A 24,408-nucleotide genomic window follows, 5' to 3' on the forward strand; every position below is an offset into this window, starting at 1 on the left:
CGGGGGCCGGGGACCGGGCGGCGGGACGCCGTCCCGCGCCGCCCCGGGCACGGGGAGCGGCTTCCCCGGGTGGCTTGTGCGGCCGTGCCCCGCGCGCGATAGTGACCTTCCGGCCGGACCCGCCGCCCCCGCGGTGCGGGGGCGCACCCCTGCGAGGAGACCGCGAGATGGACGGGGAACGCGACCGCCGTGCCCGCGCCGCCGGTGCGGAGATCGACGCCCGGCTGCGTGAGGAGCGCCGCCGGCTGCTGCGGCGCAGGATCGTGTTCTGGGTGTGGGGCATATTCGCGCTGACCCTCCTGGGCGTCCTGGCGGGGCTGGTCCTGGACGGGATCGAGGGTGCGCTCACGGTGGGCCCGTGGGCGCTGCTGGCAGGGCTCGTCGTCGCCGGGATCAACCTGTGCTTCGAGGTCTACCTCCGCGGAGACGTCTGAGGGCCGCCGCGGTCACCGGGCGGCCCGTCCGGGGCGGCGGTGCAGGCAGGATCAAGGAGGTGGCGACGCGGGGTCAAGGACGGCTCCACGGGATCCTGCGATGCTCGAAGAGCACTGACGGTCTACCCCGGGAGACACAGGACATGATCCGCCGACTGCTCGCCACCGCGGCCCTGGCCGCCTTCGCCGCCCTCGCCCTGGGAGCCCCCGCGCACGCGGGCGACCACTTCGCCGGCGGCGTCGTCACGCAGGACGCCAACATCTGGGCGTAAGAGAACGCACGGTGCCCCTCCCGGGACGGGGGAGGGGCACCGCTGTGCCGTGGGCCGGGGCTCCCCTCCGGCCGCGCCGCGGGCCCGGCCCTGTCCGGAGCGGGGAGCCGCGGCTCGGCCCGCGGAACACCCCCGCCGGGGGCGGACGGGACGGGGCCGCGAGGGGCCGGTGGGAGGGCGCCCCGCGCGCCGGCGGGCCGGGATCAGAGCAGGACCACGACCTTGCCCCGCGTGCGTCCTCCCGCGGAGTGGGCGTGCGCGTCCGCGATCCGCTCCAGCGGGTAGGTCCGCTCCACGCGCGGGGTGTACCGGCCCCGCCGCCCGAGGTCGGCGGCCTCGGCCAGGAGCGCGGGGTCGTTCACCGCGTCGGCCACGCGCACGCCCAGGGCGGGCGCGTTGGCGTGGTCGGCGACCGTCACCACGCGGTCGGGGCCGCCCGCGATCGCGACGAGGCCGGCCAGGGAGCCCGAGGCCGCGGTGTCCAGCACCGCGTCGACACCGCCCGGGGCCAGGGCCGCCAGGCGCTCGGCCAGGCCGGGGCCGTAGGTGGTGGGGACGGCTCCCAGCGAGGAGAGGAACCCGTGGTTGCGCCCGCTCGCCGTCCCGACCACGGTGGCGCCGCGGGCCAGCGCGATCTCCACCGCCGCACTGCCCACGCCCCCGGCGGCGCCCTCGACGAGCAGGGTGCGACCCCGCAGCGGGCCGAGCGCGTTCAGCCCGCCCAGCGCGGTCACCGAGGCCAGGCCCGCCCCGGCGGCCTCCGCGTCGGTCCAGGCCTCGGGCGCGTGGGCCCAGGCGGAGAGCACGGCCAGCTCCGCCGTCGCGCCGGTGACGCCGCCCAGCCCGAAGACGCGGTCCCCCGGGTCCACCCCCCGCACGCCCTCGCCGATCCCGTCGACGGTGCCGACGGCGTCGCGCCCGGGGATCGCCGGCAGCTCCACGGGGAGGAGGTCGCGCAACGCCCCCGAGCGCGCCTTCCAGTCGATGGGGTTGACCCCGGCCGCCGCGACGCGGACGCGGACCTCGCCGGGGCCGGGACGCGGGTCCGGCGCCTTCTCGACCACGAGGGTCTCCACGCCGCCGTACTCGTGATAGCGGACTGCACGCATGACGTTCTGCCTTTCCGAGCGGCCTGAGCAGGCCGTTCGTGCGATCGGTGCGGGGAGCGACCGGCGCCCGCCGGTGCCGCGACCACGCTAGGACCTCACATTGATGTGAGGTGCAAATCGGACGGGCGGCCCGGGTGGAGGGGGCCGCGCGGACGGCGGGACCGGGCACACGGGTATCGGGCCGCCGCAAGGGCCGGACCCGCTCTCGGCCGGTATGGACGCCCGCGTCCGGCCGATCCGGCGGCGGTCCGCCGGGCACCGCCGTGCCCTCCCCGCCGGGGCACCCCGGCGGCGGCGGCGCGAAGACCACCGGCCCCGGAATGTGACGGTGCGGGTGTGGCCGCGGGGGCGGGTCCGGTGGCAGGCTGGGGGCCGTCCCGGAGGTCGAGGCGGCCGGAAGGCCCGCCGGTCGAGGAGTGTGCGATGGGTCCCGGCGAAATACCCGAGGAGCACGTCCGGGCGGAGGCCCTGGCGGCGGCCGTCCCCGGCGTGCTCGAAGCGGCCGTCTCCCCCGGTGAGGGGGAGGACGGGGAGGAGGGCCTGGAGGTGTTCGTGGTCGTCCCGGGTCCGGCGGCCCGGCTGGAGGCCGCCGCGCAGGTCCGCAGGGTCCTGGCCCGGGGATCGTGCCCGGCCGTCGTCCGGGTCCACTTTCCGCCCGCCCTGCCCCGGTCCCCGCGGGGGGACCTCGACCGGGCCCGCCTCGCGGACCCGGGGTGGCGCGCCTCCCCGGAGGCCGCGACCCGCTTCCCGACGGGAGGTCCCGGCGCACAGGTCCCCGGAACGCCCGGCACCCCGCCGGGACCCCTGCCGCGCTGAACCCGGTTCCCGGCCGGCGAGGGTGGCGGGGAACACCGGCTTCCTCCGCGCCGCACCGCCGGCGGGGGCCGCCGCTCCCGGAAGCCCCGTCCGGGAGCCGTGCCGGGCCCCGCGGCGCCGACCCTCAGACGACGTCGAACTCGTTGCCCTCGGGGTCGCGCATGGCCACGGCGTAGAAACCCGTGCCGGGGTCGCCGCCGGTCCGCAGCACGGTGGCGCCGGCCCCGACCAGCCGCTCCACCGTGGCGTCGACCCGGCGCACCCGGACGTCGCGGGGCACACCGGAGCCCCCGCCCACCTTCAGGTCGAAGTGCCAGCGGTTCTTGCCGGCCTTGGGCTCGGGAACCTGCTGGAACCACACCCTCGGTCCCCGCCCCGCGGGGTCGACGATCGACTCCGGGGCGTCCCCGGCGCCGGGCGGCAGCTCCTCCCCGGGCACCCCGGAGGCCTCCCAGTAGGCACGCCACGTGGCGTGCCCCTCCGGCGGGGGCTCGGGAACGTAGCCCAGGGCCTGGGACCAGAAGTCCACCATCACCCGGGGGTCAGCGCAGTCGATCGTCAGTTGCAGGGTCATCTCCATGCACCGAGCATCCCCGGCCGCTCCGACAGACGGCCCCGCGGCACGGCCGGAACCACCCGGGCTGCCCGAGACGGTGTGGATCAACGATCCGGCCCGCCGTTCAGCCCCCTCGCCACAGAGTGTTCGACCAGGTCGACGTCTCATGTGACTCGATATCCTCCGCGGCGTCCAGACCCCCGTCCTCGGCCGGCCCGGCGCAGCAGCTCCACCCGCTTGTCGTGGCCGGTGGGAGCCGGGTCCTGCGGCGGTGCCCCTCCCGGGTTCAAAGACAGGAGTTCCTTCGGTCGGGCCGGGACAGATGCTGCCGATGACCTGTTTCAGCGGCCCGTGTGATCGCGTCCAGTACCCGGTGGCGATCGAGTGCGACCGCGAAATCCGGCGCATCGGCGGTTCCGTCGCGCAGGTCGGCGGCGAACCGGGCGTAGAGGCGGGCGACCCCGGCTGCGGGTGCGTCCAGTTGCAGGTCGGGAGCCGCATAGGCGGGCGGGACCCGCAGCACCTGGACGGGCTCGTCGCCGCGGCGCAGCGTGATGGTGAAATCGGTGAAATGGAGGTAGCCCGCCGCCGACTCCACACGCACACCGCCCTCGGTGCCCTGGATCTCCCATACCATCGCCGGGCCGGCGGACCGCCCGGCACTGTAGTGCAGCGAAGTGGCGATCCCGCCTTCGAGAACGCCGGCGACGACGATCTCGTCCGGCGCGTCCTTCGGCAGCGGCGCGCCGTCGGAGAGGCGGACGCCGTCACCGCGCTGATTGGCGACGACGGCGGACAGGCTCTCGAACGTGCCGAGCACGCGCGCAAGCGGTTCGAGCCCGTGGCCGAGCATGATGCTCAAAAGCGTGGCGCCGTGCTGCGCGCGAGCCATGTACTCGACCGGCGGGTCATAGCGGCCGACCCACATGTCGTCGGCCAGATGCGCTCGGATGCTCGTGTTGAGCGGCTTGCCGATCACGCCTTGCGCGATGAGGTCGCGAAGGAAGAGGACCGGCGGGTGCAGGCCGCCCTGCAATCCGACGACCGTCCGCAGCCGTCGCTCGCGGGCGAACCCCTCCAGCGCTTCGGCCTCCGACAGGTTTCTCGCGAGCGGCCATTCGCAATACACCATCTTGCCGGCGGCCAGCGCGTCGGAAACGATCCGCCCGTGCTCGGGCACCTTGACCGCGACCACCACCAGGTCGACCTCTGGTCGCACGACCAGGGCCTCATGCGTGTCGAAGGCGAGATCGGCGCCCAGCCGACGGGCGGTCGCGTTCGCGCTCTCCATACGAGTCGTACTGACGGCGCGGATCCGGAACGCGTCGAGCGCCTGCAGCGCCGGGACGTGAGCGATTCCGCCCCAACCCCGATCGGCACTGGCCCCGATGAGGCCGACGCCGATCCGGTTATCCGCTGAATTCTTCATCAGGATGCTCCTGCCGTGCGCAGCCCCGGCAACGCTCTCCGGGCTTCGTCGCGATGATTCGTTTCCGGGACAATGCGCGGGCACTCGGGCCCACCATGGCGAGCGGGCGATGATCGCCGTTCGCGTAACGGCCGCGGGGTTGGAGCCCGAGTGACCCGAGCGCGGGTTCTACACGTGGGCCCAGTGGGCTTCGAGTTCGCGCGCGACATCGGCCGGGCGCTCTATCATCGGCCAGTGCGAGCTGCGCAGCTTGAAGACGGCACGTGCGCGTGTGGCATTACCGAGCTCGTCGGCGAAGCGGTGAGGAAGAAACGGATCGTCCAGGCCCCAGATCACCAATGCCGGTGCGGTCACGTCGCTCAAACCCGGTTTCCACTCCGCCCCGACCTCGATCGCCGAACGGTACAGGGCGAGAATGCTTGCTCTCATAGTGGTATCGATATGCCGGACCGATTCGTTCGCCGCGTCGCGCGGCATCTGCGCCTCGTTGAGGCTTGCCGCGAACGCTTCGAGGTCGAGGTCCGCCATCCACTGCTCGCCCTCGCCCGGCGTCTGCCAGATCTTGGCAAGATAGTGCCACGGGTACTCCGGATCGATCGGTCCGCTGATGCCCGTCCATGTCCGCACCAGATCCGGTCGGACGGACGCGAGACGGCCCGTGAGCAGAGACCCCCAATCATGGCCGACCAGGTCGACGGGTTCGCCGATTTCTTCGACCCTCTCGATAAGCCATTCGAGATACTCTTCTTTCGTCGACGTGAATCCCTCCGGCAGGGGTACGCCGAACCCGGGGAGATCGATCGTCACAATATCTTCGCGTTGAAGATGGGAACGGACGGTGTCCCAAAGCCGGTGGGTGTCAGGTACACCATGGACGAGGACTGCGGGCATTTCGAATTCTCCGATTGTCTGTTGTCGTGGTTGGACGGCCGGTCGGCCGGGTCAGGGAAGGAGGATGACTTTGCCGTGGGTGTGGCCCGTGGCGACGAGGCGATGGGCGTCCGCGGCCTCGTCGAGCGGGAAGGTCCGGCCGATGCGCGCGGTCCATGCGCCGGCGGCGATCAGATCCAGGGCTTCCTGGACAGGGCCGCGGTCGCGGTTCCCACTGCCCCCGGGGCTGAACGCGACGCCGTATCGTGCGGCGTCGCGGTCGGCGAGCGTCACGATTCGGTCGGGGCCGCCGAGAAGCTCGACGAGGGCGGGGAGGAGCCCCTTGCCGGCGGTGTCGAGCGCGGCGTCGACCCCGCCCGGAGCGGCGGCACGGATGCGATCGACCAGGCCCGGGCCGTGGGCGACAGGGGTCGCTCCGAGACCCCTGACGAAGTCGGCGTTGGCGGTCCCGGCGACGCCGATCACCGTCACACCGCGCTGTCGCGCGAACTGCACGGCGGCGCCGCCCAGAGCACCGCTCGCGCCGGTGACCACGAGCGTGTTACCCGGGCGAATGTCCAAAAGCCCGAGAGCCCTCGCCGCGTTGTCGGCGCCGATGACGGTAGCCGCGGCCTCCTCGAAGGAAACGCCGTCGGGGATCGTCGCGAACTTGCCGCTGACCGTGTACTCGGCGTAGGAGCCCTGGGTGGCGGAGTCCGGCCACCCGGCGACGCGGTCGCCGACCACGCCCTGGTCGACGCCCGGGCCGACCGCCTCGACGACGCCGGCGAACTCGAATCCGATGATGGCGGGAGCAGGCAGGCGGAACGCTCCGGAGCGTGCCAGGATCTCCGCCGGGTTCACCCCGGCTGCGTGAACCCGCACCAGTACCTGGCCCGGACCCGGCACCGGTCGCGGAACCTCCGCGACCCGCAACACCGAGGGTTCGCCGAACGAGGTGATGACGGCGGCTTTCATGATGATCCCTACTCCTATACAAGGGTCGTTCGCTCGCACCGTTCAGAACGGTGTCGGGTCGGGAAGACCGGAGGATTCTCGCCCCGCAGGCGATGGTCGGGCCGGAGCCGTTCGAGGCGGATCGATCCCGGCACGGTGTACGCGTGGTACCCGGTCTGGGGCGGGCCCCGGAAACCCTTCAGCGGGTCCGAACCTATGTCGGCCGCCCGTGCCCGCGGATCGGTCGCCGTATCCGTCACGGCGGTGATGCACGGTGCCGCCAGGCGCGGTGGCGTCACTGCCGGACGCCGGTCCGGGAGGCTTGTCCGACTCGGGCGATGAGACGGCTGCTGTGGGCAGTGTGCTGGAAACCCGGGGTGTGGTGGGTGCCGTTCGTGGTGTCGCGGGCCGGGCCCGGCACCGCGACCCGGCCTCGGCTGCGGGCCGGGCCCCGGAGCGGCACCCGCGGTGGGCGGGGCCCTGCGCCCCCGCACGGGCGTGCGCCCCGGAGCCGGACCGGGAAGGACCCGTTCCGGCTCCGGGGCGCGGCGCACCCGCGGTGCGGGCCGTCCCCGTGCGCCGCGGTCAGCTCCGCGGCCACTCCTGGACGGGGGGACCCTCGCGTACCGGGCCGTGGAGCGGTCCGGCGTCCGGGGCCCGGGCCGCTCCCCCCATCTCCTCCTCCGGGGGGAGGGGGTCAACCGAGCGCGGGCGCCCGGCGCACAGGGCGTCCCGCGGCGCGGCGCCGTCCACCAGGTAGGCGTCCACCGCCGCCGTCACGCAGTCCATCCCCTCGCGGCCGTAGAAGGTGTGGTCCCCCTCGTCGGCGACGGTGACGAGCGCGTGGTCCAGCCGGCCGGCCATCCGCACGGACGCCTCGTAGAGGGTGTTGGCGTCGTACTCGCCCCCGATGACCAGGCCGCGCGGGTAGCCGTCGCGTTCCGGTTCCACCAGCGGGTCGGGGGTGTGCGAGGCGAACGTGCAGGGCTGGGGCGCGTGCCACCCGGCCCCGACGCCGTAGGGGCTGTACTCGCGGACCTCGCGGACGTCGGCGTAGTAGTCCGACAGGCGCGTGGGCCACGGCGCCTCGCACAGCACCGCCATCATCAGGGAGGGGTTGTCGGGCTCGATCCCGGGCTCCGGCCACTCCTCCTCGTCGGGGAACCCGGGCTCCTCGGGTACTTCGGCCTCGGGGTAGGGCAGGTCGTTGACGATGTACCAGAAATCGGCGGTCGGGTAGGCCCACTCGTTCTGGAAACGCGCCGCGACGCCGACCGCGTAGTCGAAGAGGTCCGCCGTGTACACGAACGGCTCCGGGTCGCCCGGCCAGTACTCGTAGCGGGGGTGCTCCACCAGCCGCGCCCGGGTCCGTTCGAAGGTGGCCACCACCTCCTCGGGCGTGTCCCCCAGGCCGTAGACGTCGTCGTGCTCGGCCACCCAGGCGGTGTAGCGCTCCATGTTGGCGCGGTAGCCCTCGCTCTGCTGCGTGAACACGTCGCGCCACATGCCCTCGGGCGGGACGGCGGCGTCCAGGACGCTGCGATCCAGGCGCTGGGGGAACAGGCTGCCGTACACGGCGCCGAGGTAGGTGCCGTAGGAGCGGCCGAGGTAGGAGATCTCGTCCTCGCCCAGGGCGGCGCGGACCACGTCCATGTCCCGGGCGGTGTTCGCGGTGGTCATGTGCGGGATCAGGTCGCCGTGGGCGCTCTCGCAGGCCCGCTGCGTGGCGATCACCGCGCGGGTGTGGCCGGAGAGCGCCTCGTCGGTGGGCCGGGACCACGGGAACGGATAGTGCGTCCCGCAGTCCAGGTAGGGGGTGGAGGCGCCGCCGCCGCGGGGGTCCATGCCGATGATGTCGTACACCTCGGCGACCCGTTGGGCGCCCAGGGAGGAGAAGTCGTGGTCGGGGCGGTCGCCGACGGCCATCTGGCGGCCGGTGCCGCCGGGGCCGCCGGGGTTGGTGAGCAGGATGCCGCGGCGCCGGTCGGGGTCGGTGGCGCGGTTGCGGCTGATCGCGATGGAGGCGCGCTCGCCTCCGGGGGCGGCGTAGTCGAGGGGGACCTCGATCCAGGCGCACTCCACCTCGCGCAGGAGGTGCTCCTCGCAGGGGGCCCAGACGACCTCCTGCTCGTGGAATTCACGGAGGGGGTCGTCTGCGGCGGCCGGGGCCGCCGCCAGAGACGTCGCCAGGGCGAGCGCCAGGGCGCCCGCGGTGGTGAGCAGGGGTGCTGTGCGCACGGGGGGTGTTCCTTTGCTTCTCCGGCCGGGGCCGCGGGGGCGACGCCGGGGCGTGCATCGGCCCGGCCACCGTACGCACCCGTCACGGCCGACGACACGGGCGAAGGTCATGAATCACCAGATACACCGGGAAACTGTCCGGAAGCGGCCACCTCCCCGCCCCGGTTCCCGCGCCCGGGATCCCCTACCTTCCGAGGGTCGCCCCGTACTCCCGGAGGAGGTCCCCGTGCGGCACCCGACCCCGGCCCGCCGTGTCCCCGAACACCCCGAGAAGCGGCCGGACACCGGCGCCGACACCCCGCCCGGCGGCGGGCCGGTGAGCGCGCCCTGCCCGTTCTGCGAGGTCGTCGCCGGTCGCGCCCCCGCCACGGTGGTGCGCGACTGGCCGGACGCGCTGGCGATCCGCCCCCGGCGCCCGGTGGCCGACGACCACGTGCTCGTCATCCCCCGGGTCCACGTCGTCGACGCCGCCCGGGACCCCGGCGTCACGGCCGCCGCCATGCGGCGGGCCGCCGAACTCCTCGTCCCCGGCGCGCACGTGGGGGTCAACACCGGCGCCGCCGCGGGCCAGACCGTGTTCCACCTGCACATCCACCTGTGGGGGTGCCTGGGCGGGACCCGGTGCATGCCCTGGGGGTGCCCGCCGCCGGGGCCCGCCCCCTCCTGAACCCGTGCGCGTTCGGAGGGGTCCCGCGCGCGGGCGCGGCCCGTCCGGCCCCGGCGGCCGGGGCCGCCCCGGTCCGGGACGCCCGCGCCGCTCACGGCGCGGGCGTCGACCGGCCGTCCGCCTCGGGGTGCACGGCGACGGCGATCTTGCCGCGCGGGCGCCCGCCGGAGGAGCCGCCCTCCAGGAGCGCGTGCGCCCGGGCGACGTCGGCGAGCGGCAGCACGGCGCCGATCACCGGCCGCAGCTCCCCCCGGTCGACCAGTCGGCCGAGGGCTTCGAGCTTTGCTCTGCCGGGGCTGACGAAGAGGAAGTGGTAGGTCGCGTTCACGCCCCACGCGGCGAGCAGGTTCTGGGGTTCGGGGGTGTCCACGATGGACACCACGCGGCCCCGGTCGGCGAGGACCTCCGGGCTGCGGGAGAGGGTGTCCCCGCCCACCGTGTCCAGCACGACGTCCACCCCGCCCAGCGCGCGGACCCGCGGCACGTGGTCTCCGGCCGAGAAGTCGATCGCGGTGTCGGCTCCCAGCCCGGTGACGAACGCGTGGTCCCTCGCCCGCGCGGTGGTCACCACCTCGGCGCCCAGCGCTCTGGCGAGCTGGACGGCGGCCGAGCCGACCCCGCCCGCTCCGCCGTGCACCAGGACCCGCTCCCCGGGCCGCACCCCGGCGCGTTCGACCAGCGCCTCCCACACGGTCACGCCCACGAGCGCGAGCCCGGCCGCCTCGACGTGGGACAGCCGCGCGGGCTTGCGGGCGGCCAGCGCCTGGTCGACCACGTGGAACTCGGCGTAGGTCCCCTGCCCGGCGAAGACCGGCGCCAGGTACCAGACCTCGTCCCCCGGCCGGAAGTCGTCCGCGCCGGGGCCGGTGGCGACCACCACCCCGGACACGTCGTTGCCGATCACCGAGGGCAGTGCCACCTGGTCCCGGTAGTCGCCGCGCCGGGTCTGGAGGTCGAGGGGGTTCACGGACGTGGCCAGCACGCGCACCAGAACCTGGCCGGGTCCGGGTTCGGGCACCGGCAGCTCCCGGGTGGCGAACGCGGTGTCCGCGTCACCGAAGCGGACGAGTTCCACCGCACGCATCGAAGTAGGCATGCGCCGACCTTAGATCGTCATATCCCGAATCGTCAATATGATCGTGCGTTACGATCACCCCATGTTCTCGGAGGCGGAGTTGCTGACGGTGTTCCGGGCCCTGTCCAACCCGGCCCGCCGCCAGATGCTGGTGTGGCTCAAGGAGCCGATGGGCTTCCCCGGACAGGAGCCCGGCGACGTCGAGATCGGCGTCTGCGTGACCGACATCCAGCGGCGCGCGGGCCTGGGGCAGTCGACCACCTCGCAGTACCTGGCCATGCTGCGGCGGGCGGGACTCGTCGTCGCCACCCGGCGGGGCAAGTGGACCTACTACCGCCGCGACGAGGCTAACATCGCCCGCCTCCTGGAGACCCTGGGCGACGTGTTCTGAACCCCGGCGCGGCCCGGGGCGGTGCGCGCCCGCCACCCCCTCCGGCCACCGCCGTCCACCCCCCCCGGGCGGCCCGCCCGGGGGGGTGGACGGCGGTGGCCGGAGCGGTGCATGCCCGCGAGGGGCCCCGGGCCGGAGCGCCCGCGGATCGAACGCCCGGCGGGCCGGAGCGCCTGACGTGGGCCCGGACGCGGGCGGACAGCGGCCCGCGGGCCCGCTCAGACCTGGTTCACACCGCCGTCGACGTAGACGTTGGACCCCACGACGTAGCCGCTCTCCGGCGAGGCGAGGAACGCCACCGCCGCGGCGACCTCCTCGGACTCCCCCATGCGGCCCTTGACCACGATGGCGGCGGCGTTCTCCTTGGCGGCCCGCATGTTCTCCTCGCCGCCCAGGACGGCGGTGTTCCCGGGGGTGTCGATCATGCCCGGCGAGACCACGTTGACCCGGATGCCGCGGCCCTTGAGCTCGGTGGACCAGGTCCGCGCGAACGACCGGACGGCCGCCTTGGACGCGGCGTAGGCGCCGAACGCGTCCAGGCCGCGGTCGGCGGCCGTGGAACCGGTCAGGACGACCGAGGCCCCGTTGTTGAGCAGCGGGAGCGCCTTCTGCACGGTGAACAGCGTGCCGCGGACGTTGACCGCGAAGGTCGCGTCGAAGTGCTCCTCGGTGGTCTGCTCCAGGGTCGCGAACGCACCGATCGCCGCGTTGGCGACGAGGACGTCCAGCCCCCTCCCCCGCGCCCGGACCGCGTCGTAGAGCCGGTCCAGGTCGGCCGGGACGGCGATGTCGCCGGCCACGGCCGTGACCCGGTCCGGCCCGACGGCCTCCACGGCCGCCTCCAGCTCCGGTCTGCGCCGCCCGGTGATGAAGACGTACGCGCCCTCGTCCGCCAGCCGTACGGCGGTGGCCAGGCCGATGCCGGTGCTGCCGCCGGTGACCACCGCTGTCCTGTCGTCGAGCCGTCCCATGGGAGTGCCTCCGTACTCGTGCGCGCCGGTCCGTACCGGCCCGCTCCACCCCCGATCATGCTGCGGCGAGCGAGTACTATCCATAACGCAAGATCCACGATTCTTTATCGAGAGTCCAGGAGGATGTGGTGCTGGGTTTCCGTGATCCCGTCGCCGACGCGATCGGCCTGCTCCGGCCCCGCACGACGATCGGGCCGAGCGTGCGGGCGACCGGGGAGTGGGCGGCCCGCTTCGACGGGTGCGCGCACGTCAAGATCGGCCTCGTCGTGCGCGGATCGTGCTGGCTGACCCTCCGGGGGCGCGAGCCCGTGCCGCTGGAGAAGGGCGACTACTACCTGCTGGGCGCCCCCGGGCCGTACGTGCTGTCCGGCTCGCCCGGCGCGGACCCGGGCACGGCGGTGCCGGTGCGGGAGAGCGCCGTGGACGGGGTAGCGCGCCTGGGCCCCGAGGCCGAGGACGACACCTACGTGTGCGACGGGCGGTTCACCTTCGAGGACGCCAACGCCTCGGTCCTGACCGACGTCCTGCCCGATCTGGTGGTCATCCGCGCCGACGACCGGCGCGGCAGGCACCTGGCGCTCGTGAGCGAACTGCTGGTCGGCGAGCTGGACGCCGCGGCGGTGGGCGGCCCGCTGGTCCTCAACCACCTGGGGCAGATCATGCTCGTCCACATGCTCCGCGCCCACGCGGACCGCGACGACACCACCGCCGGCTGGCTCTGCGCGCTCACCGACGACGCCGTCGGCGCGGCCCTGCGCGCCCTGCACGCGGACGTGGCGCGCCCCTGGACGCTCAGGGAGCTGGCCGACACCGCCCACATGTCGCGCTCGGCGTTCGCCCAGGCCTTCCGGTCCCGGGTCGGGATGCCGCCGCTGGAGTACCTGGTCCAGTGGCGCATGGGCCTGGCCCGCGACGCGCTGCGCCACGGGACGCTGTCGATCTCCGAGCTGGCCTCGGCGACCGGGTACGGGTCCGAGAGCGCGTTCAGCACGGCGTTCCGCCGCGTGGTCGGGGTCTCCCCCGCGAAGTTCCGCGCCGGGGAGCGGGCCGCGGCCCGGGAGCCGGAGCATCTGACCGCCTGAACCGCCGCCAGGTCCCCGTCCTTCCGGCGCGCCGGGGGCGGTCTCCGCCGGCTCGCGGCACACGGGTGGCGGGTCCCCGCCCCGCCGCCCCCGGGAGCGCACGGCCCCGGAGGGCCGGCCGGGCGCGGAGCCGCCGCTCCGTGAGTACGGCCCCCGCCCCGGGCCGGGACCCCCGAACGCCGCCCCTGTCGACGGGCTCGACGGACCCGTGCGCGCGGTCCCGCGCTCCCCGGCCGGCGGAAGGGGCCGCGCTCCCGGTTCGGGGCCCTCCCGAACACCGTCCCGCGGGCCGCGGCCGGCGGCACCGGTCCGTCAGGTCCGCGTGGGCGGCGCGCTCATCGCCGCGGCCAGGAACGTGACCGCCCAGTGCCGGGCCGCCTCGCCCGTGTCCGGGGACGGGCAGTCCGGGGCGGGCCGCTGGTGGACCTCGACGCGGTCCACGGCCGTCACGGCGAGCACCCCCCGGATCCGGAACCACAGCTCCTCCGGCGAGAGGGCGGGCAGTGCGCGCGCGAAGGCGGCCAGGTAGCGCTCGCGAACCGCGTCCTGGTCCGCACCGGCCCAGCCGCGCACCTCCTCGGCCGGGTCGCTGAGGATCATCACGATCAGCCGGGACCTGCGGGCGCCGCCCTCGTCGCCGGCGGGCATCCCGTCGAACAGCGGCCCCGCGAACGCCTCCACCAGCTCGGCGACCCCGGGCTCCGCGGTCCCGGCCAGCAGCCGGTCGAGCCCGGCGGACTGGGCGGCGATGATGGGCTCGACCACCCGCCGGGCGACCGCGGACATGAGTTCCGCCTTCGACCCGAAGTGGTAACCGACGGCGGCCAGGTTCGCCCCGGCGCGGTCGGTGATCGCGCGGACCGAGGTGCCGCGGTAGCCGCGCTCGGCGAAGAGGTGCTCGGCCGCGTCGAGGATCTGGGTGCGGGTGTCAGGTGGTGCCATGCCTGCGTACACTACAGACGTTTGATTCAAACGAACGTATGATTTAAACGAACGTACGAAAAAGGTGGCCATGAGAATACTCGTCTACGGTGCCGGGGTCCTCGGCAGCGTGTTCGCCGCCCGCCTGCACGAGGCCGGGCACGACGTCGCCCTCCTCGCCCGGGGCGCCCGCCTGGCCGCCCTGCGCCGGCACGGCGTGCAGCTCGCCCAGGAGGACGGCCCGGCCGTCCGGCGGGTACCGGTCCCGGTGGTCGAGCACCCGGACGGCGGGTACGACCTGACCGCGGTCCTGGTCCGGGCCCACCAGGCGGACGCGGTGCTGGAGTCGCTCGCCGGCCTCGACGGCGACGTGCTGTTCCTGCACCACTGGGCGGGCGGCCCGGAGGCGCTGGGCGCGGTGATCGGACACGAGCGGGTGCTGCTCGGCTTCGGCACCGCCGGCGGCACGATGGACGGCGACGTGGTCCGCCACCGCGCCCCCGGTCTCCTCACCCGCCGGGTCGCGATGCCGATCGGCGAGCCCGACGGCCGGACCACCCCGCGGCTGGAGCGCATCGCGCGGACGCTCCGCGCCGCCGGGGTCAACACCAGGATCGAGCCGAGGATGGACGCCTGGCTCACGTCGCACGCCGCGTTCGCGGTGCCGCTCGGGCAGGCGGTGCACGCGGCGGGCGGCCCGGTGGCGCTGTCCCGGGACCCGGACGCGGTCCGCGCCATGGTGCGCCTCATGCGGCGGAGCCTGGCCGACCTGCCCGCGCCGCCGGTGCCCCGCGGGCTCGCCGCGCTGCACACCCTGCCGGAGGGCCTGCTCGTGGGCGTGCTGCGGCGCTTCCTGCGGAGCCGGACGGCCGTGCACAGCGGCCTCAGCAACACCTCGCCCTCGGAGGCGGCCGAACTCGCGCGGCTGGCCGAGCAGCTCGGCGCCCGCACGCGGGCCCGGTAGGCGGCGGGCAGCCCCGCCCCCTTGTCCTTCCACGCCCGCGGGCGGGCGCGGGGTCCGCCCGCCGCCTACCGTCCGGGACCACCGGAGATCGGGCCCGCCGCCCCCCGCGGCCGTGGAAGACCCCTGTGGCGGGGGCGTTGCGGCCCTCCCGGGGAGCGGCCGGCGGGGAACCCTGCCACCATGGCCGGGAGCCCGCGCCGCCCCGGGAGGGGTGCGGAACGTCGGAGGGACCCGCCAAGGTGGCGGTGGCCGTCCTCGCCGCCCCCGGGCGGACGCCCCACCACACCCCGACACGAGGGAGACCCCCCATGCCCGGCCACCTCACCCCGGCCCGCTTCGTCGACCTCTACGACCTGGGCGCCAGACCGCACCTCCTCCCCTACCGCGCCTCCGTCGGCGACCGGCGGCGCCGGGAGTGGCTGATCGACGCCGGGCTCCTCGCCGCGTGCGACCCCCTCGACCGCGGCTACGCCTTCCGCATCACGGAGGCGGGTCTGGCCGCCCTGCGCGAGCACCTGGACTTCCTGGAGGAGCGCGAGTCCCAGGGGCTTGCGCACCGCTCCGGGAACGAGTACGGCATCCAGCGCGGGGTCCTGGCCTCCCGTGCCGGGCTGGACGCGGCCCTGGCGCGGCGCGCCAGGGGCGAGGCCGCGCCCGTGGAGGCGGCGGGCATCGAGTGGTGGGCCGGGCAGGGGACACCGGCGTGGGAGGGCTCCCCGCCCGAGGTGCTCGGGGCGGTGGCCGTGCTGCGGGCGGCCGGGCACGCGCCCATGGACTGGACGGCGGTGGGGGGACCCCGGGGCTTCTACGTGGAGCAGCGCGGGCCGCTCCTGTACGTCTACCACGGTGAGGGCCTGCGCTCGCAGCGGGAGGACGGGGGGTGGTTCACCGCGCAGGTCCGCGCCTACGCGGACGCGCTGCGCGCCGCCGGGTGGCGGGTGGACACGGACACGGGCCGGTGCGCGCACGTACGGGCGCCCGGCTCCGGCTGAAGGCGCGCACGGCCCCCGGCCGGGGGCCGTGCCGCAGCCGGCACTTCGCGCCGTGGTCCGCCTTCTCCGACCGGCGGGCGCGTCCCCGGCGCTTCCCGGGTGAGGGCCCTCACCCCCGGCCGGGGATACCCTTCGGACCGCCCGGGTACGCGGCGGCCGACGGCGACGCCGTCGACCTCCGAGACGATCGACACGTCTGAACAGGAGCGGTGCGATGCGCGCGACCGACGCCCCCGACGGGTCCGTGAGCCTGGGCATGTCCCGGGCCGAGGCGACCGTGCTGCACGAGCTGATCGCCTTCGCGGAGTTCGCCCACGACCTGACCGAGATCGCACCGGAGCGCCCGGTCGAGCAGAAGGTGCTGTCCGACGTACAGCAGGCGCTCGCGCCGCTCATCCCGGGCCTGGGCACCGCCGGCTACCAGGCCGCGCTCGACCGCGCCTACGCCGCCGTCGACCCGGGCCCCTTCCGGTCCGCCACGCCGCACGGCACAGGGCGGGACGGTGCCCCCGGCGCGGCGGACGGGCGCGGGACCGCCCGCGAACTCGCCGCCGTGATCGCGCGGGAGATCGAGGCGCGGCTCGGGGTGGAGCGCCCGGTCGGCGAGATGCCCGCCCTGATCGCCGACGCGGTCGTGGACGCCTTCCGCGTCGAGCGCGTCGACCGGGCCGCCCCGCGGGCCGACTGACCCCGGGCCGCCGGAACCGGTGCGCCCGCCGAGACCGCCCGGAGCAGGGGGCGGCGAGGCCGGGAAGGGCACCGCCGGAAGGACCCACCGCCCGGCACCTGCATGCTAGAATCCGCGGAGCAGAGACGACCCGGTCGACTGCGGGACCAGAAGTGGGAGGTGAGTTGATGTCTGCGGTGAAGGCCGCTGCCCTGTGCAGCGCCCGTCGGACCATCCTCACGTCCCGGGCCCCGGTCTGACCTGACACCGATCCCCTGTCGGAGCCGTGACGGCCCACAGGAGGCGGATCTCCGTACTCATCGGGGCCCCTTTTCTCAAGGGTCTCTACGTTGTCCCACTCTTCACATCCACATCATGCTCAGCCGTACTCCCTCGCGGACTACGGCTGGGACGGGGCGTACGAACGCGCCTTCGCCCCTCACCGCGCCGACGGGCTGGTCCCGGCCCGTATCGTCCGGGCCGACCGCGGCTCGTGCGAAGCCGTCACCGACACCGGGACGGTCCGTGCGGACCTCCCCGGTAACGCGGACCACGGCGATCCGCAGGCGGCGCCGTGCACCGGTGACTGGGCGGCCCTGCGCCCCGTCGCCGGAGCCGCACCGGTCCTGCACGCCCTACTGGAACGGCGCACCGCCCTGGTGCGCGCCTCGGCCTCGCGGACCTCGCACGGCCAGACCCTGGCCGCCAACGTCGACACCGTCGTGGTGGCGGTGTCCCTGGCCGCACCCCTCAAGGACGGCCGCACCGAGCGCATGCTCGCCCTGGCATGGGAGAGCGGCGCCCGACCGGTCGTGGTCCTGACCAAGGCCGACCTGTGCGCGGACCCGGTCGCGGCGCAGGCGCAGGTCTCGCAGGTCGCCGCCGGGGTGGACGTGCTGGTCACCAGCGCCGGGACCGGGCAGGGCCTGGACACCCTGTCCGCAGCGCTGCACGGCACCATCGTGCTCCTGGGCCCCTCCGGGGCGGGCAAGTCCACCCTGGGCAACCGGCTGCTGGGCCAGGACCGGCTGGCCACCGGCGCCGTGCGCGAGGCGGACGGCAAGGGGCGCCACACCACCTCCAGCCGGGAACTGCTCCCGCTGCCCGGCGGAGGCGTCCTGCTGGACACCCCCGGCCTGCGGGCGATCGGCCTGCACGACGCCCGGAACGGCCTGGAGCAGGTCTTCGCCGAGATCGAGCACCTCGCGCAGGACTGCCGGTTCACCGACTGCGCCCACGCGGGCGAACCCGGCTGCGCGGTGCTGGCCGCCGTCGGGCAGGGGCGGCTGCCCCAGCGCAGGCTGGACGGCTACCGCCGGCTGCTCCGGGAGAACGACCACGCCGCCTCCCGCACCGACGAGCGGCTGCGCGCCGACCGCGAGACCACCAGGAAGGACATCACACGGCACCTGCGTGCCACCTACCGGTTCCGGGGGCGTCAGCGGTGAAGGACACCGACACCACCCGCCCGGGTGCCGGCGAGGCCCCGGCGGACGCCACCGCGCGCCGCGGGCCCGGGGCCGCCGTCCCACGGCCCGAAAGCGACCGGCGGGACGCGCACCGGCAGGAGAGCGGCGCGCGACGCCGAGACGGCGGGGACCACACCGCCCACCCGCCCCACCCCGACGACACCACCGAGAACGGAACCATGACCACCTGGAACGTCCGCACCGAGACCACCGACGACATCCCGGCCATCCGCGACATCCTCCTGGCCGCCTTCCCCACCGGAGCCGAGGCCGACATCGTCGACGCCCTGCGCGCCGACCCCGGGGCGTGGATCGGGGACCTGTCGATGGTCGCCGCCACCCCGGAGGGCGACCCGGTCGGGTACGCGCTGCTCAGCCGCTGCCGTGTCGACGGCGCGCCCGCACTGGCCCTGGCCCCGTGCGCGGTGCTGCCCTGCGCCCAGCGCACCGGGGCCGGTTCGGCCGCGATCCGCGCGGCGCTGGAGGCCGCACGGGCCCGGGGCGAGAACCTCGTCCTCGTCCTGGGCCACGCCGACTACTATCCGCGGTTCGGCTTCGTCCCGGCGTCCCGCTTCGGTATCCGACCGCCCTTCGACGTGCCCGACGAGGCCATGATGGCCCTGGCCCTGGACGGTGACCGCGCCGTTCCGACCGGCACCATCGGCTACCCCGCCGCGTTCGGAGTCTGACCCCTCCCCCGTCCCCGGGGGGAGACCTCCGGGGACGGGGCCCGCTCCCCAGGCGGCGGCCGAGCGGTGGGAACCGTCGCGGTCAGGTGTCGGCCGGGGTGCGGGCGGGGCCGCTGGTGCGGGTGTGCCACCAGATGGCCACCGCGATGGCGGCGACGACCCCGGCGGGGAACAGCAGGAAATCCGCGCCGGTGACCTCGGCCCGGCCCTGGATGGCGCTGCCGAAGTCGATGTGCAGCAGGAAGGCCGCGGCGAAGTTGAAGGTGTTGAGGACCGCGTGCAGGACGATGGCGACCTCAAGGCCTCCGGTGCGCCAGGTGATGATGCCGAGCGAGGTCCACAGCGTCATGTACCAGACGATGATGTAGGGGTCCATGGATCCGTGCATGAAGGTGAAGCCGACGCTGGTGACCGCGATCGCGAGGACCAGCCCTGCCGTGGGGCTGCGGGTCCAGCTTCCGAGAACGCGGAACGCCAGGCCCCGGACGCCGTACTCCTCCCCGGCCGCCTGCAGCGGGGTCAGCAGCAGGGTGGCCAGGAACATGGCCACCAGTTCGGCCTGGGACCACGGGACGCTCTCGACCGGGAGCAGGTAGGAGGCCGTGTTCGCGGCCAGGAACAGGGGGCCGAAGACGATCAGGGCCTTGCCCATGACGTCGAACCGGAAGAGCGAGACCACCGAGTGCAGCGACGCGGCCGGAAGTCCGTAGAGGACCCGTTGGACGAGCATGCTCCACGGGGTGAGCAGCGCCAGGCCGACCATGGCGCCCGCGTGCCGCAGCGGGGTGTACGCGGTCGGGTCGTTGCCGAGCATCGCGTCGGCCCTCGCGCTGAGCGCGTTCATGGCGACCGAGAAGACCACCAGGCCCAGCAGGACCAGGAAGATGGCCAGGACCCCGCGGAGGATGCGCCGCCGGGGCCCGGCGAGCACGCGGTGGTACTCCACCCCCGCGGGGACCCGCGGGGGTCGGTGCGCGGTGTCCACGGGCCTGAGCAGCCAGGGGCGGGCGGGTGCGGTGGTCACGGGCATCTCCTTCAGTGTTCTCCGGACGGGCTTCCCGACACGCGGCAATACAGTGTGTTGCCGAGGTGGCCGACTGTAGCACGGGTTCCAATACAGTGTGTTGGAAAGGGGGTGGTCGGTCGCCCGGATCGGTACAGGGCAGGTGACCGGGGGGTGTGCCGTGGTGGTTGTTCTCCGAACCGGAGCGCCCGGCCCCCGCCGGTCGGCGGACCGCGGCCTGTGCCACGTGGCTTTCCCCTGACCGGGGCGCTCAGCCCCAGCGGGAGGGTGTCGCTCCCAGTTCAGGTCGCGGGGATGAGAGCTCGACCGGAGTTTTCCAAAAGCCCGGCCGCTTGGAGAGGGCGGCCAGCGGAGCGTGGACCTGGCCCCGGCGCAGTCGGCGGGCGGCAGATTTTCAGTGCTGCGCGTTGGGCGCACGTCGTCAGTGGTGGGGGTGTGTTCCGGGGCTGGGTCGAGCGAGGCGATCCCAGCTCAGACCCAGCGGCGGGAGGAATGCCCCCTGCAAAGGGCGGTGGGCGCGAGGAGCGGCCCGTACGTAGAGCCCACCCATGCCCTCCCAATGCCGTAGGGGGTGAAGCGTGCGCTGTCTTGGGGCCCAAGGCACAGCCGGTCAGCGTTGATCCATACCCCGCCCCCAGGGGGTTGACGAGGGAGTACTCGGCTCCCCAGACACACGGGGGTGAAGCCCGCGCGTACCTACCCCGCCCAGCCAGTGGGGTTGTCCGCCCGCCCGGAGCCCCCGACCCCAACCGGAGGGTGTCGCGCCGCCCCGGGCCACAGCGGGGTAAGCCCACGCGCACCTACCCCGCCGTCACCCCAGCGCCCACCCCGGCAGCGCCTCCGTGCGCCCCGCCCACTCCGGGTCCACCGCTCCGGCGGACCCCGAGCCCAGGATTCCGCCCACGATCGCGGCCACGGTGTCCATGTCCCCGCCCGGCGCCACGGCGGCCCACAGCGCGGACTCCAGGGACCCCCGCAGGTGCTTGGCCACGACCCACAGGGCGAAGGGGACCGTGTCCAGGGCCCGCACCCGGGACCCGTTGCCGAGCCGGTGCGCCGCCCCCACCGGTTCCGGGACGATCAGCAGAGCACGGGCGGCGCGGAGCCCGTCGCGCAGCGCCCCCGGGGGCAGCCGGGCGGCCACCTCCTGAAGGAACGTCCCGGGCGCGACGGCTCCACCGCGCGCCACCAGGGCGGCGGCCACCGCCACCGCGACGGCTCCATCGACCGCTTCGGGGTGGACATGGGTGACACGCGCGCTCACCGCGGCCAGGCGGGTCACCGCGGCCATGTCGTCGGCGAAGAACGCGCCCAGCGGTGCCACGCGCATCGCCGCGCCGTTGCCCCACGACCCGGCCCCGTCGAACAGCTCCGCCGCCGCTCCCCGGTGGTCGGCCCCCTCGCGCACCAGCCGCAGCAGGCGCCCCGTGGACGGACCGTACCCGCGGTCGAAGTCGTGGTGGGCGGCGAAGGACGCCGCCAGCCGGTCCGGGTCCACGTCTGCGTGCAGGACGACCTCCCGGTACACCGACGCGGCCATCTCGGTGTCGTCGGTCCACTCCCACGGGCCCGGCGGCAGCTCCCGGGCACGGTGGCGGAAGCGGTTGTCGGGGACGAAGAACTGGGAGCCGAAGGCGTCGCCGACGGCGAGGGCGGACAGGCTGGACAGGGCGCGCCGGCCGGCGGCGGATGCGGGGTCGGGAGAGGAGGAAGTCATCGTTCGCCATCCTGCCCCGGGTCGGGGGGTCCGGTCTACGGGGGCGCAGATGCGGGCGGGTCACGGGCTTCGCCGCTGTGGGGCGCCCCGGGATTTCCGGACTCACAGGGGTGAAGGCCGCGCGTACCTGCCCGCCGCGCCACGGGGGTTGTCCGCCCACTGGGAGCGCTCAGCCCCAGCCGGAGGGTGGCGCTCCTGCGCTGGGGCGCGTGGGGTTGTTCAGCCGCTTTAACGCCGTGGGTGGTGAAGCGTGCGCTGTCTCCGGGCCCCGGGCCCCGGGCACAGCCGGTGAGCATGGATCGGCACCCCGGCTCCAGGGATTCGGGGAGGGCGTACTCGGCTCCGCGGACCCACGGGGGTGAGGGCCGCGGTGTATCTGCCCGCCGCGCCGGTGGGGGGTGTCCACCCGCCTGGAGCCCTCAGCCGTAGCCGGAGGGCATCCCTTCCACGCCGGGTCGCGCGGGGTAGGGCCGCGGGTACTCGCCCGGTCCGCCGCAGGGGGTTTCGGGGCACGCTCCCGGAACCTCCACCCGAGGGGGTGAGGCGGACTTGGAGGTCTCCAGGACGGTCACCCCGTGGGAACGGCGGTCTGTGGTCGCGCCCGACCAGAACCTTTGGTTTCCAGGACGCCCGCCGCTTGGGAAGGTACAGACCGGCGGAGCCGGATCCGCCCCCACGATGCAACGGACGGCAGACCACCAGGCAGAAGCGTTGGGTGCACGTCCCGGGTGGTGGGGGTGTGCTGTCCGGGGGCGGGTCCGGGCGAGGCCTGCCCCGCCCGACCACGCGGAAAGGGAGGAAAGGTCCGACCGGGGCCGCGCGGTCGCTCCCGACCTCGCTTGGAACACCAACCCCAGACGCAGTAACCAGCACCCAAGCGCCCTCCCGCACCACGACGCACCGAGGCCGCGAGCACGCAGGCACGCACGGCCCTCACCCCCTGCCGCCAGGGTCGGCGTGACGCCCTCCGCCAGTGCCCGGGCACCCCGGCCGGGTGAACAACCACCACGGCACACCCCCCGGTCACCTCGACGACTGCGCCCCAGCGCCGCGGTCGGGTGGAGAACCCCGTGGCGGAGGTCGCGGCCCGCCTTGGTGTGCGTTTGGAGGGTTTTCGCTCTGCCGGTGGGTGTCACTCCGGGTTTTCCGGCATCAGGGTTCCGAAAGGAGTTCAAGGCCACGATGGAAGGCAGGGCCCCGTGCGGGGCCCCGGAGCCGAAAGGGAGGCCCTGGTGATGACGACCCAGGACGAGATCATCGAGTTCACCGCCGCGCTGCCGGAGGTCGGCGTGCTGCGGGCCGGACCGGAGAACGGGGCGCCCGAGGCGGCCTGGGGGGACGTGTTCTTTTTCCACGAGCCGGACGGCGACCCCGCGCGGCGCAGGTCCATGCCCTTCGCGACCGTGGTGGTCAAGGACTACCCCGGCTTCGACACCGACTCGCGGCTGGACCGCCCCGGGGTGTTCCGGGTCAACGTCTGCGTGGGGAAGGAGCTGTTCGAGGAGCTGGTGGGCCACTCCCCCGCCGCCCATGCCGCCCATGCCGGCGGTGTGGACCCGGCGGAGGCGGACCGGATCATGGCCCACCCCCTCTACGCCGCCCAGGCCTGGGTGGCGGTGGTCTGCCCCGGCGAGGCGACCTCGGCCCGGCTGCGCGGGCTGCTGTCCGCGGCCCGGGACCGCGACGCGGCCCGCAGCGCCCGGCGGGCCGGCCGCGGCTGAGCCTCAGGTCCGGGCCTGCTCGCGGTCGTGGCGCTCACGGGCGCCACGGATGTCGTCGCGGTGCTCGACGGCCCACCGGTCCAGCGCGGTCAGCGGTTCGAGCAGGGTGCGGCCGAGCCCGGTGAGGGAGTACTCCACCCTCGGGGGGACGGTCGCGTGGGCGGTGCGCTCCACCAGGCCGTCGCGGACCAGGGCGCGCAGGGTGAGGGTGAGCATGCGCTGGCTGATGCCGTCGATGGTGCGGTGCAGTTCGCCGTAGCGGTGGGTGCGCCGCCCCAGCAGCACGATAACGAGCACGCTCCACTTGTCGCCGATGCGGTCCAGGACCTCGCGCACCGGGCAGTCCTCGGGGTTCACGGGGCCGGCCCCCAGGCCCGTGGGAACACGGGTGTGCGTTCCGGACATCTCTGTGCCTCCTTGTCCCGCGGCCTGTGGCTCCTCCATACTCACTGATAATGTGGTTACGCACAATATGTAAGTAAGGGGGCGTCGTGGGAGAGCAGACCGCGTCGCAGGAGGCCACCGGCACCGCCGACCAGCGCGAGGACACGTCCGCACCGGACCCGGCGCCGGCCGCACCCCTGGCCGCGGTCGCCGGCCTGGTGACCGTGGGGACCGGGGACGCGCCCGCGTGCTCGGACGGCGTGTGCTTGTGAGTGGGGAGTTCGTTCCGTGCAGGTAGAGATCTGGTCCGACATCGTCTGCCCGTGGTGCTACATCGGCAAGCGCCGCTTCGAGAAGGCGCTGGAGTCGTTCGAGCACGCCGACGAGGTCGAGGTCACCTGGCGCAGCTTCCAGCTCGACCCGGGCTTCCCCCGGGGTGAGGGCGTCCCGGTCTACGACGCGCTGTCCGCCAAGATGGGCGCCCCGCGCGAGCAGGTGCGCGCCATGACCGAGCAGGTCACGCAGGTGGCCGCGCAGGAGGGCCTGGAGTACGACTTCGCCTCCGGCGTCATGGTCAACACCTTCGACGCCCACCGCCTGGTGCACCTGGCCCAGAGCCGCGGCCTGGGCGACGCCGCCCACGAGCGGTTCATGGACGCCCAGCTGGTGCAGGCCAGGGACCTGTCCGACCCCGAGAACCTGGTCGCCGTCGCGGTGGAGATCGGGCTGGAGGAGGGGGAGGTCCGCGAGGTGCTGGCCGGGGACGCGTTCACCGCCGAGGTCGAGGCCGACATCGACACGGCCCGGCAACTGGGTGCGACGGGGGTGCCGTTCTTCGTGATGGACCGCGCCTTCGGGGTGTCCGGCGCGCAGCCGGTCGAGGTGTTCGCCTCCGCCCTGGAGAAGGCCCACCAGGCCGCCCGGGGCTGAGACCCCTCCCGGCACCGTCGGCCCCGCGCCCGGGACTCCCCCGGGTGCGGGGCCGACGGCGTT

At 74.7% G+C, this 24,408-nt stretch carries 26 protein-coding genes; 14 read left to right on the top strand and 12 right to left on the bottom strand.

Annotated elements, in window-relative coordinates; genetic code table 11:
* Positions 1 to 167: 167 nt before the first annotated feature.
* Positions 168 to 434: a hypothetical protein gene (locus tag BUE45_RS00850; RefSeq protein WP_073373894.1), complete on the top strand. Its 267-nt coding sequence runs from the start codon at positions 168 to 170 to the stop codon at positions 432 to 434.
* Between the two features lie 143 nt (positions 435 to 577).
* The gene (locus BUE45_RS33700; RefSeq protein WP_281256315.1) at positions 578 to 706 is read left to right on the top strand and encodes a hypothetical protein; all 129 of its coding nucleotides are present in this window, start codon (positions 578 to 580) and stop codon (positions 704 to 706) included.
* A 203-nt stretch (positions 707 to 909) separates the two neighbouring features.
* Here the strand turns inward: BUE45_RS33700 and BUE45_RS00855 are convergent, their stop codons facing one another.
* A complete protein-coding gene (locus BUE45_RS00855; protein WP_073373896.1) occupies positions 910 to 1,815 on the bottom strand; it encodes an NADP-dependent oxidoreductase in 906 nt (301 codons plus the stop codon).
* A 423-nt stretch (positions 1,816 to 2,238) separates the two neighbouring features.
* Between BUE45_RS00855 and BUE45_RS32335 the strand changes: the two genes are divergently transcribed.
* Positions 2,239 to 2,631: a class I adenylate-forming enzyme family protein gene (locus tag BUE45_RS32335; protein ID WP_073373898.1), complete on the top strand. Its 393-nt coding sequence runs from the start codon at positions 2,239 to 2,241 to the stop codon at positions 2,629 to 2,631.
* Between the two features lie 124 nt (positions 2,632 to 2,755).
* Here BUE45_RS32335 and BUE45_RS00865 read toward each other — a convergent pair whose 3' ends face one another.
* The 5 genes from BUE45_RS00865 to BUE45_RS00885 form a co-directional block, all read right to left on the bottom strand.
* Positions 2,756 to 3,205, bottom strand: a complete 450-nt coding sequence (locus tag BUE45_RS00865; protein WP_245832677.1) for a VOC family protein — start codon at positions 3,203 to 3,205, stop codon at positions 2,756 to 2,758.
* 268 nt (positions 3,206 to 3,473) lie between these two features.
* Positions 3,474 to 4,616 (bottom strand): Gfo/Idh/MocA family protein, encoded by a 1,143-nt coding sequence (locus BUE45_RS00870; RefSeq protein WP_073373902.1) that lies wholly within the window; start codon positions 4,614 to 4,616, stop codon positions 3,474 to 3,476.
* 168 nt (positions 4,617 to 4,784) lie between these two features.
* Complete coding sequence (locus tag BUE45_RS00875) at positions 4,785 to 5,507, bottom strand: alpha/beta fold hydrolase (protein WP_073373904.1); 723 nt, start codon at positions 5,505 to 5,507, stop codon at positions 4,785 to 4,787.
* A 51-nt stretch (positions 5,508 to 5,558) separates the two neighbouring features.
* On the bottom strand, positions 5,559 to 6,464 hold the full coding sequence (locus BUE45_RS00880; RefSeq protein ID WP_073373906.1) for an NADP-dependent oxidoreductase: 906 nt from the start codon (positions 6,462 to 6,464) through the stop codon (positions 5,559 to 5,561).
* 564 nt (positions 6,465 to 7,028) lie between these two features.
* Positions 7,029 to 8,681: an alpha/beta fold hydrolase gene (locus BUE45_RS00885; protein WP_073373908.1), complete on the bottom strand. Its 1,653-nt coding sequence runs from the start codon at positions 8,679 to 8,681 to the stop codon at positions 7,029 to 7,031.
* Positions 8,682 to 8,907: 226 nt separating this feature from the next.
* On the opposite strand from BUE45_RS00885, the gene BUE45_RS33085 reads away from it, so the two are divergent.
* Entirely contained in the window at positions 8,908 to 9,348 is a 441-nt protein-coding gene (locus BUE45_RS33085) for an HIT family protein (protein WP_342745973.1), read from the top strand.
* A gap of 91 nt (positions 9,349 to 9,439) precedes the next feature.
* On the opposite strand, the gene BUE45_RS00895 is transcribed toward BUE45_RS33085, so the two are convergent.
* A complete protein-coding gene (locus BUE45_RS00895; protein WP_073373910.1) occupies positions 9,440 to 10,444 on the bottom strand; it encodes a zinc-binding dehydrogenase in 1,005 nt (334 codons plus the stop codon).
* A 61-nt stretch (positions 10,445 to 10,505) separates the two neighbouring features.
* On the opposite strand from BUE45_RS00895, the gene BUE45_RS00900 reads away from it, so the two are divergent.
* Positions 10,506 to 10,814, top strand: a complete 309-nt coding sequence (locus BUE45_RS00900) for an ArsR/SmtB family transcription factor (protein ID WP_073373913.1) — start codon at positions 10,506 to 10,508, stop codon at positions 10,812 to 10,814.
* 218 nt (positions 10,815 to 11,032) lie between these two features.
* Here the strand turns inward: BUE45_RS00900 and BUE45_RS00905 are convergent, their stop codons facing one another.
* Positions 11,033 to 11,785, bottom strand: a complete 753-nt coding sequence (locus tag BUE45_RS00905) for an SDR family NAD(P)-dependent oxidoreductase (RefSeq protein WP_073373915.1) — start codon at positions 11,783 to 11,785, stop codon at positions 11,033 to 11,035.
* 128 nt (positions 11,786 to 11,913) lie between these two features.
* On the opposite strand from BUE45_RS00905, the gene BUE45_RS00910 reads away from it, so the two are divergent.
* Entirely contained in the window at positions 11,914 to 12,867 is a 954-nt protein-coding gene (locus BUE45_RS00910) for an AraC family transcriptional regulator (protein WP_073375213.1), read from the top strand.
* 312 nt (positions 12,868 to 13,179) lie between these two features.
* Here BUE45_RS00910 and BUE45_RS00915 read toward each other — a convergent pair whose 3' ends face one another.
* Entirely contained in the window at positions 13,180 to 13,809 is a 630-nt protein-coding gene (locus tag BUE45_RS00915) for a TetR/AcrR family transcriptional regulator (protein WP_073373917.1), read from the bottom strand.
* A 70-nt stretch (positions 13,810 to 13,879) separates the two neighbouring features.
* Between BUE45_RS00915 and BUE45_RS00920 the strand changes: the two genes are divergently transcribed.
* The 5 genes from BUE45_RS00920 (at position 13,880) to BUE45_RS00940 (ending at position 18,569) form a co-directional block, all read left to right on the top strand.
* The gene (locus tag BUE45_RS00920; RefSeq protein ID WP_073373919.1) at positions 13,880 to 14,752 is read left to right on the top strand and encodes a ketopantoate reductase family protein; all 873 of its coding nucleotides are present in this window, start codon (positions 13,880 to 13,882) and stop codon (positions 14,750 to 14,752) included.
* Between the two features lie 308 nt (positions 14,753 to 15,060).
* Positions 15,061 to 15,744, top strand: a complete 684-nt coding sequence (locus BUE45_RS00925; protein WP_073373920.1) for a hypothetical protein — start codon at positions 15,061 to 15,063, stop codon at positions 15,742 to 15,744.
* A gap of 214 nt (positions 15,745 to 15,958) precedes the next feature.
* Positions 15,959 to 16,432, top strand: a complete 474-nt coding sequence (locus tag BUE45_RS00930) for a hypothetical protein (protein ID WP_073373922.1) — start codon at positions 15,959 to 15,961, stop codon at positions 16,430 to 16,432.
* 329 nt (positions 16,433 to 16,761) lie between these two features.
* Entirely contained in the window at positions 16,762 to 17,859 is a 1,098-nt protein-coding gene (gene rsgA / locus BUE45_RS00935) for a ribosome small subunit-dependent GTPase A (protein WP_073373924.1), read from the top strand.
* Between the two features lie 200 nt (positions 17,860 to 18,059).
* Positions 18,060 to 18,569 carry a GNAT family N-acetyltransferase gene (locus BUE45_RS00940; RefSeq protein WP_073375215.1) on the top strand — a complete coding sequence of 170 codons (510 nt, stop codon included), beginning with the start codon at positions 18,060 to 18,062 and terminating at the stop codon, positions 18,567 to 18,569.
* A gap of 82 nt (positions 18,570 to 18,651) precedes the next feature.
* On the opposite strand, the gene BUE45_RS00945 is transcribed toward BUE45_RS00940, so the two are convergent.
* Positions 18,652 to 19,593 (bottom strand): CPBP family intramembrane glutamic endopeptidase, encoded by a 942-nt coding sequence (locus BUE45_RS00945; protein ID WP_218619472.1) that lies wholly within the window; start codon positions 19,591 to 19,593, stop codon positions 18,652 to 18,654.
* 811 nt (positions 19,594 to 20,404) lie between these two features.
* A complete protein-coding gene (locus tag BUE45_RS00950; protein ID WP_073373927.1) occupies positions 20,405 to 21,310 on the bottom strand; it encodes an ADP-ribosylglycohydrolase family protein in 906 nt (301 codons plus the stop codon).
* A 1,235-nt stretch (positions 21,311 to 22,545) separates the two neighbouring features.
* On the opposite strand from BUE45_RS00950, the gene BUE45_RS00955 reads away from it, so the two are divergent.
* Positions 22,546 to 23,031: a DUF6194 family protein gene (locus BUE45_RS00955; RefSeq protein WP_073375218.1), complete on the top strand. Its 486-nt coding sequence runs from the start codon at positions 22,546 to 22,548 to the stop codon at positions 23,029 to 23,031.
* Positions 23,032 to 23,034: 3 nt separating this feature from the next.
* Here the strand turns inward: BUE45_RS00955 and BUE45_RS00960 are convergent, their stop codons facing one another.
* Complete coding sequence (locus BUE45_RS00960) at positions 23,035 to 23,436, bottom strand: winged helix-turn-helix transcriptional regulator (RefSeq protein WP_073373929.1); 402 nt, start codon at positions 23,434 to 23,436, stop codon at positions 23,035 to 23,037.
* A gap of 86 nt (positions 23,437 to 23,522) precedes the next feature.
* On the opposite strand from BUE45_RS00960, the gene BUE45_RS32340 reads away from it, so the two are divergent.
* Together BUE45_RS32340 and BUE45_RS00965 are read left to right on the top strand one after the other, a co-directional pair.
* Complete coding sequence (locus BUE45_RS32340) at positions 23,523 to 23,687, top strand: hypothetical protein (protein ID WP_178378417.1); 165 nt, start codon at positions 23,523 to 23,525, stop codon at positions 23,685 to 23,687.
* A gap of 16 nt (positions 23,688 to 23,703) precedes the next feature.
* Complete coding sequence (locus BUE45_RS00965) at positions 23,704 to 24,345, top strand: DsbA family oxidoreductase (RefSeq protein ID WP_073373931.1); 642 nt, start codon at positions 23,704 to 23,706, stop codon at positions 24,343 to 24,345.
* Positions 24,346 to 24,408: the final 63 nt, after the last annotated feature.

The organism is Nocardiopsis flavescens, from assembly GCF_900141985.1.
In the GTDB taxonomy this organism is placed as follows: Bacteria; Actinomycetota; Actinomycetes; order Streptosporangiales; family Streptosporangiaceae; genus Nocardiopsis; species Nocardiopsis flavescens.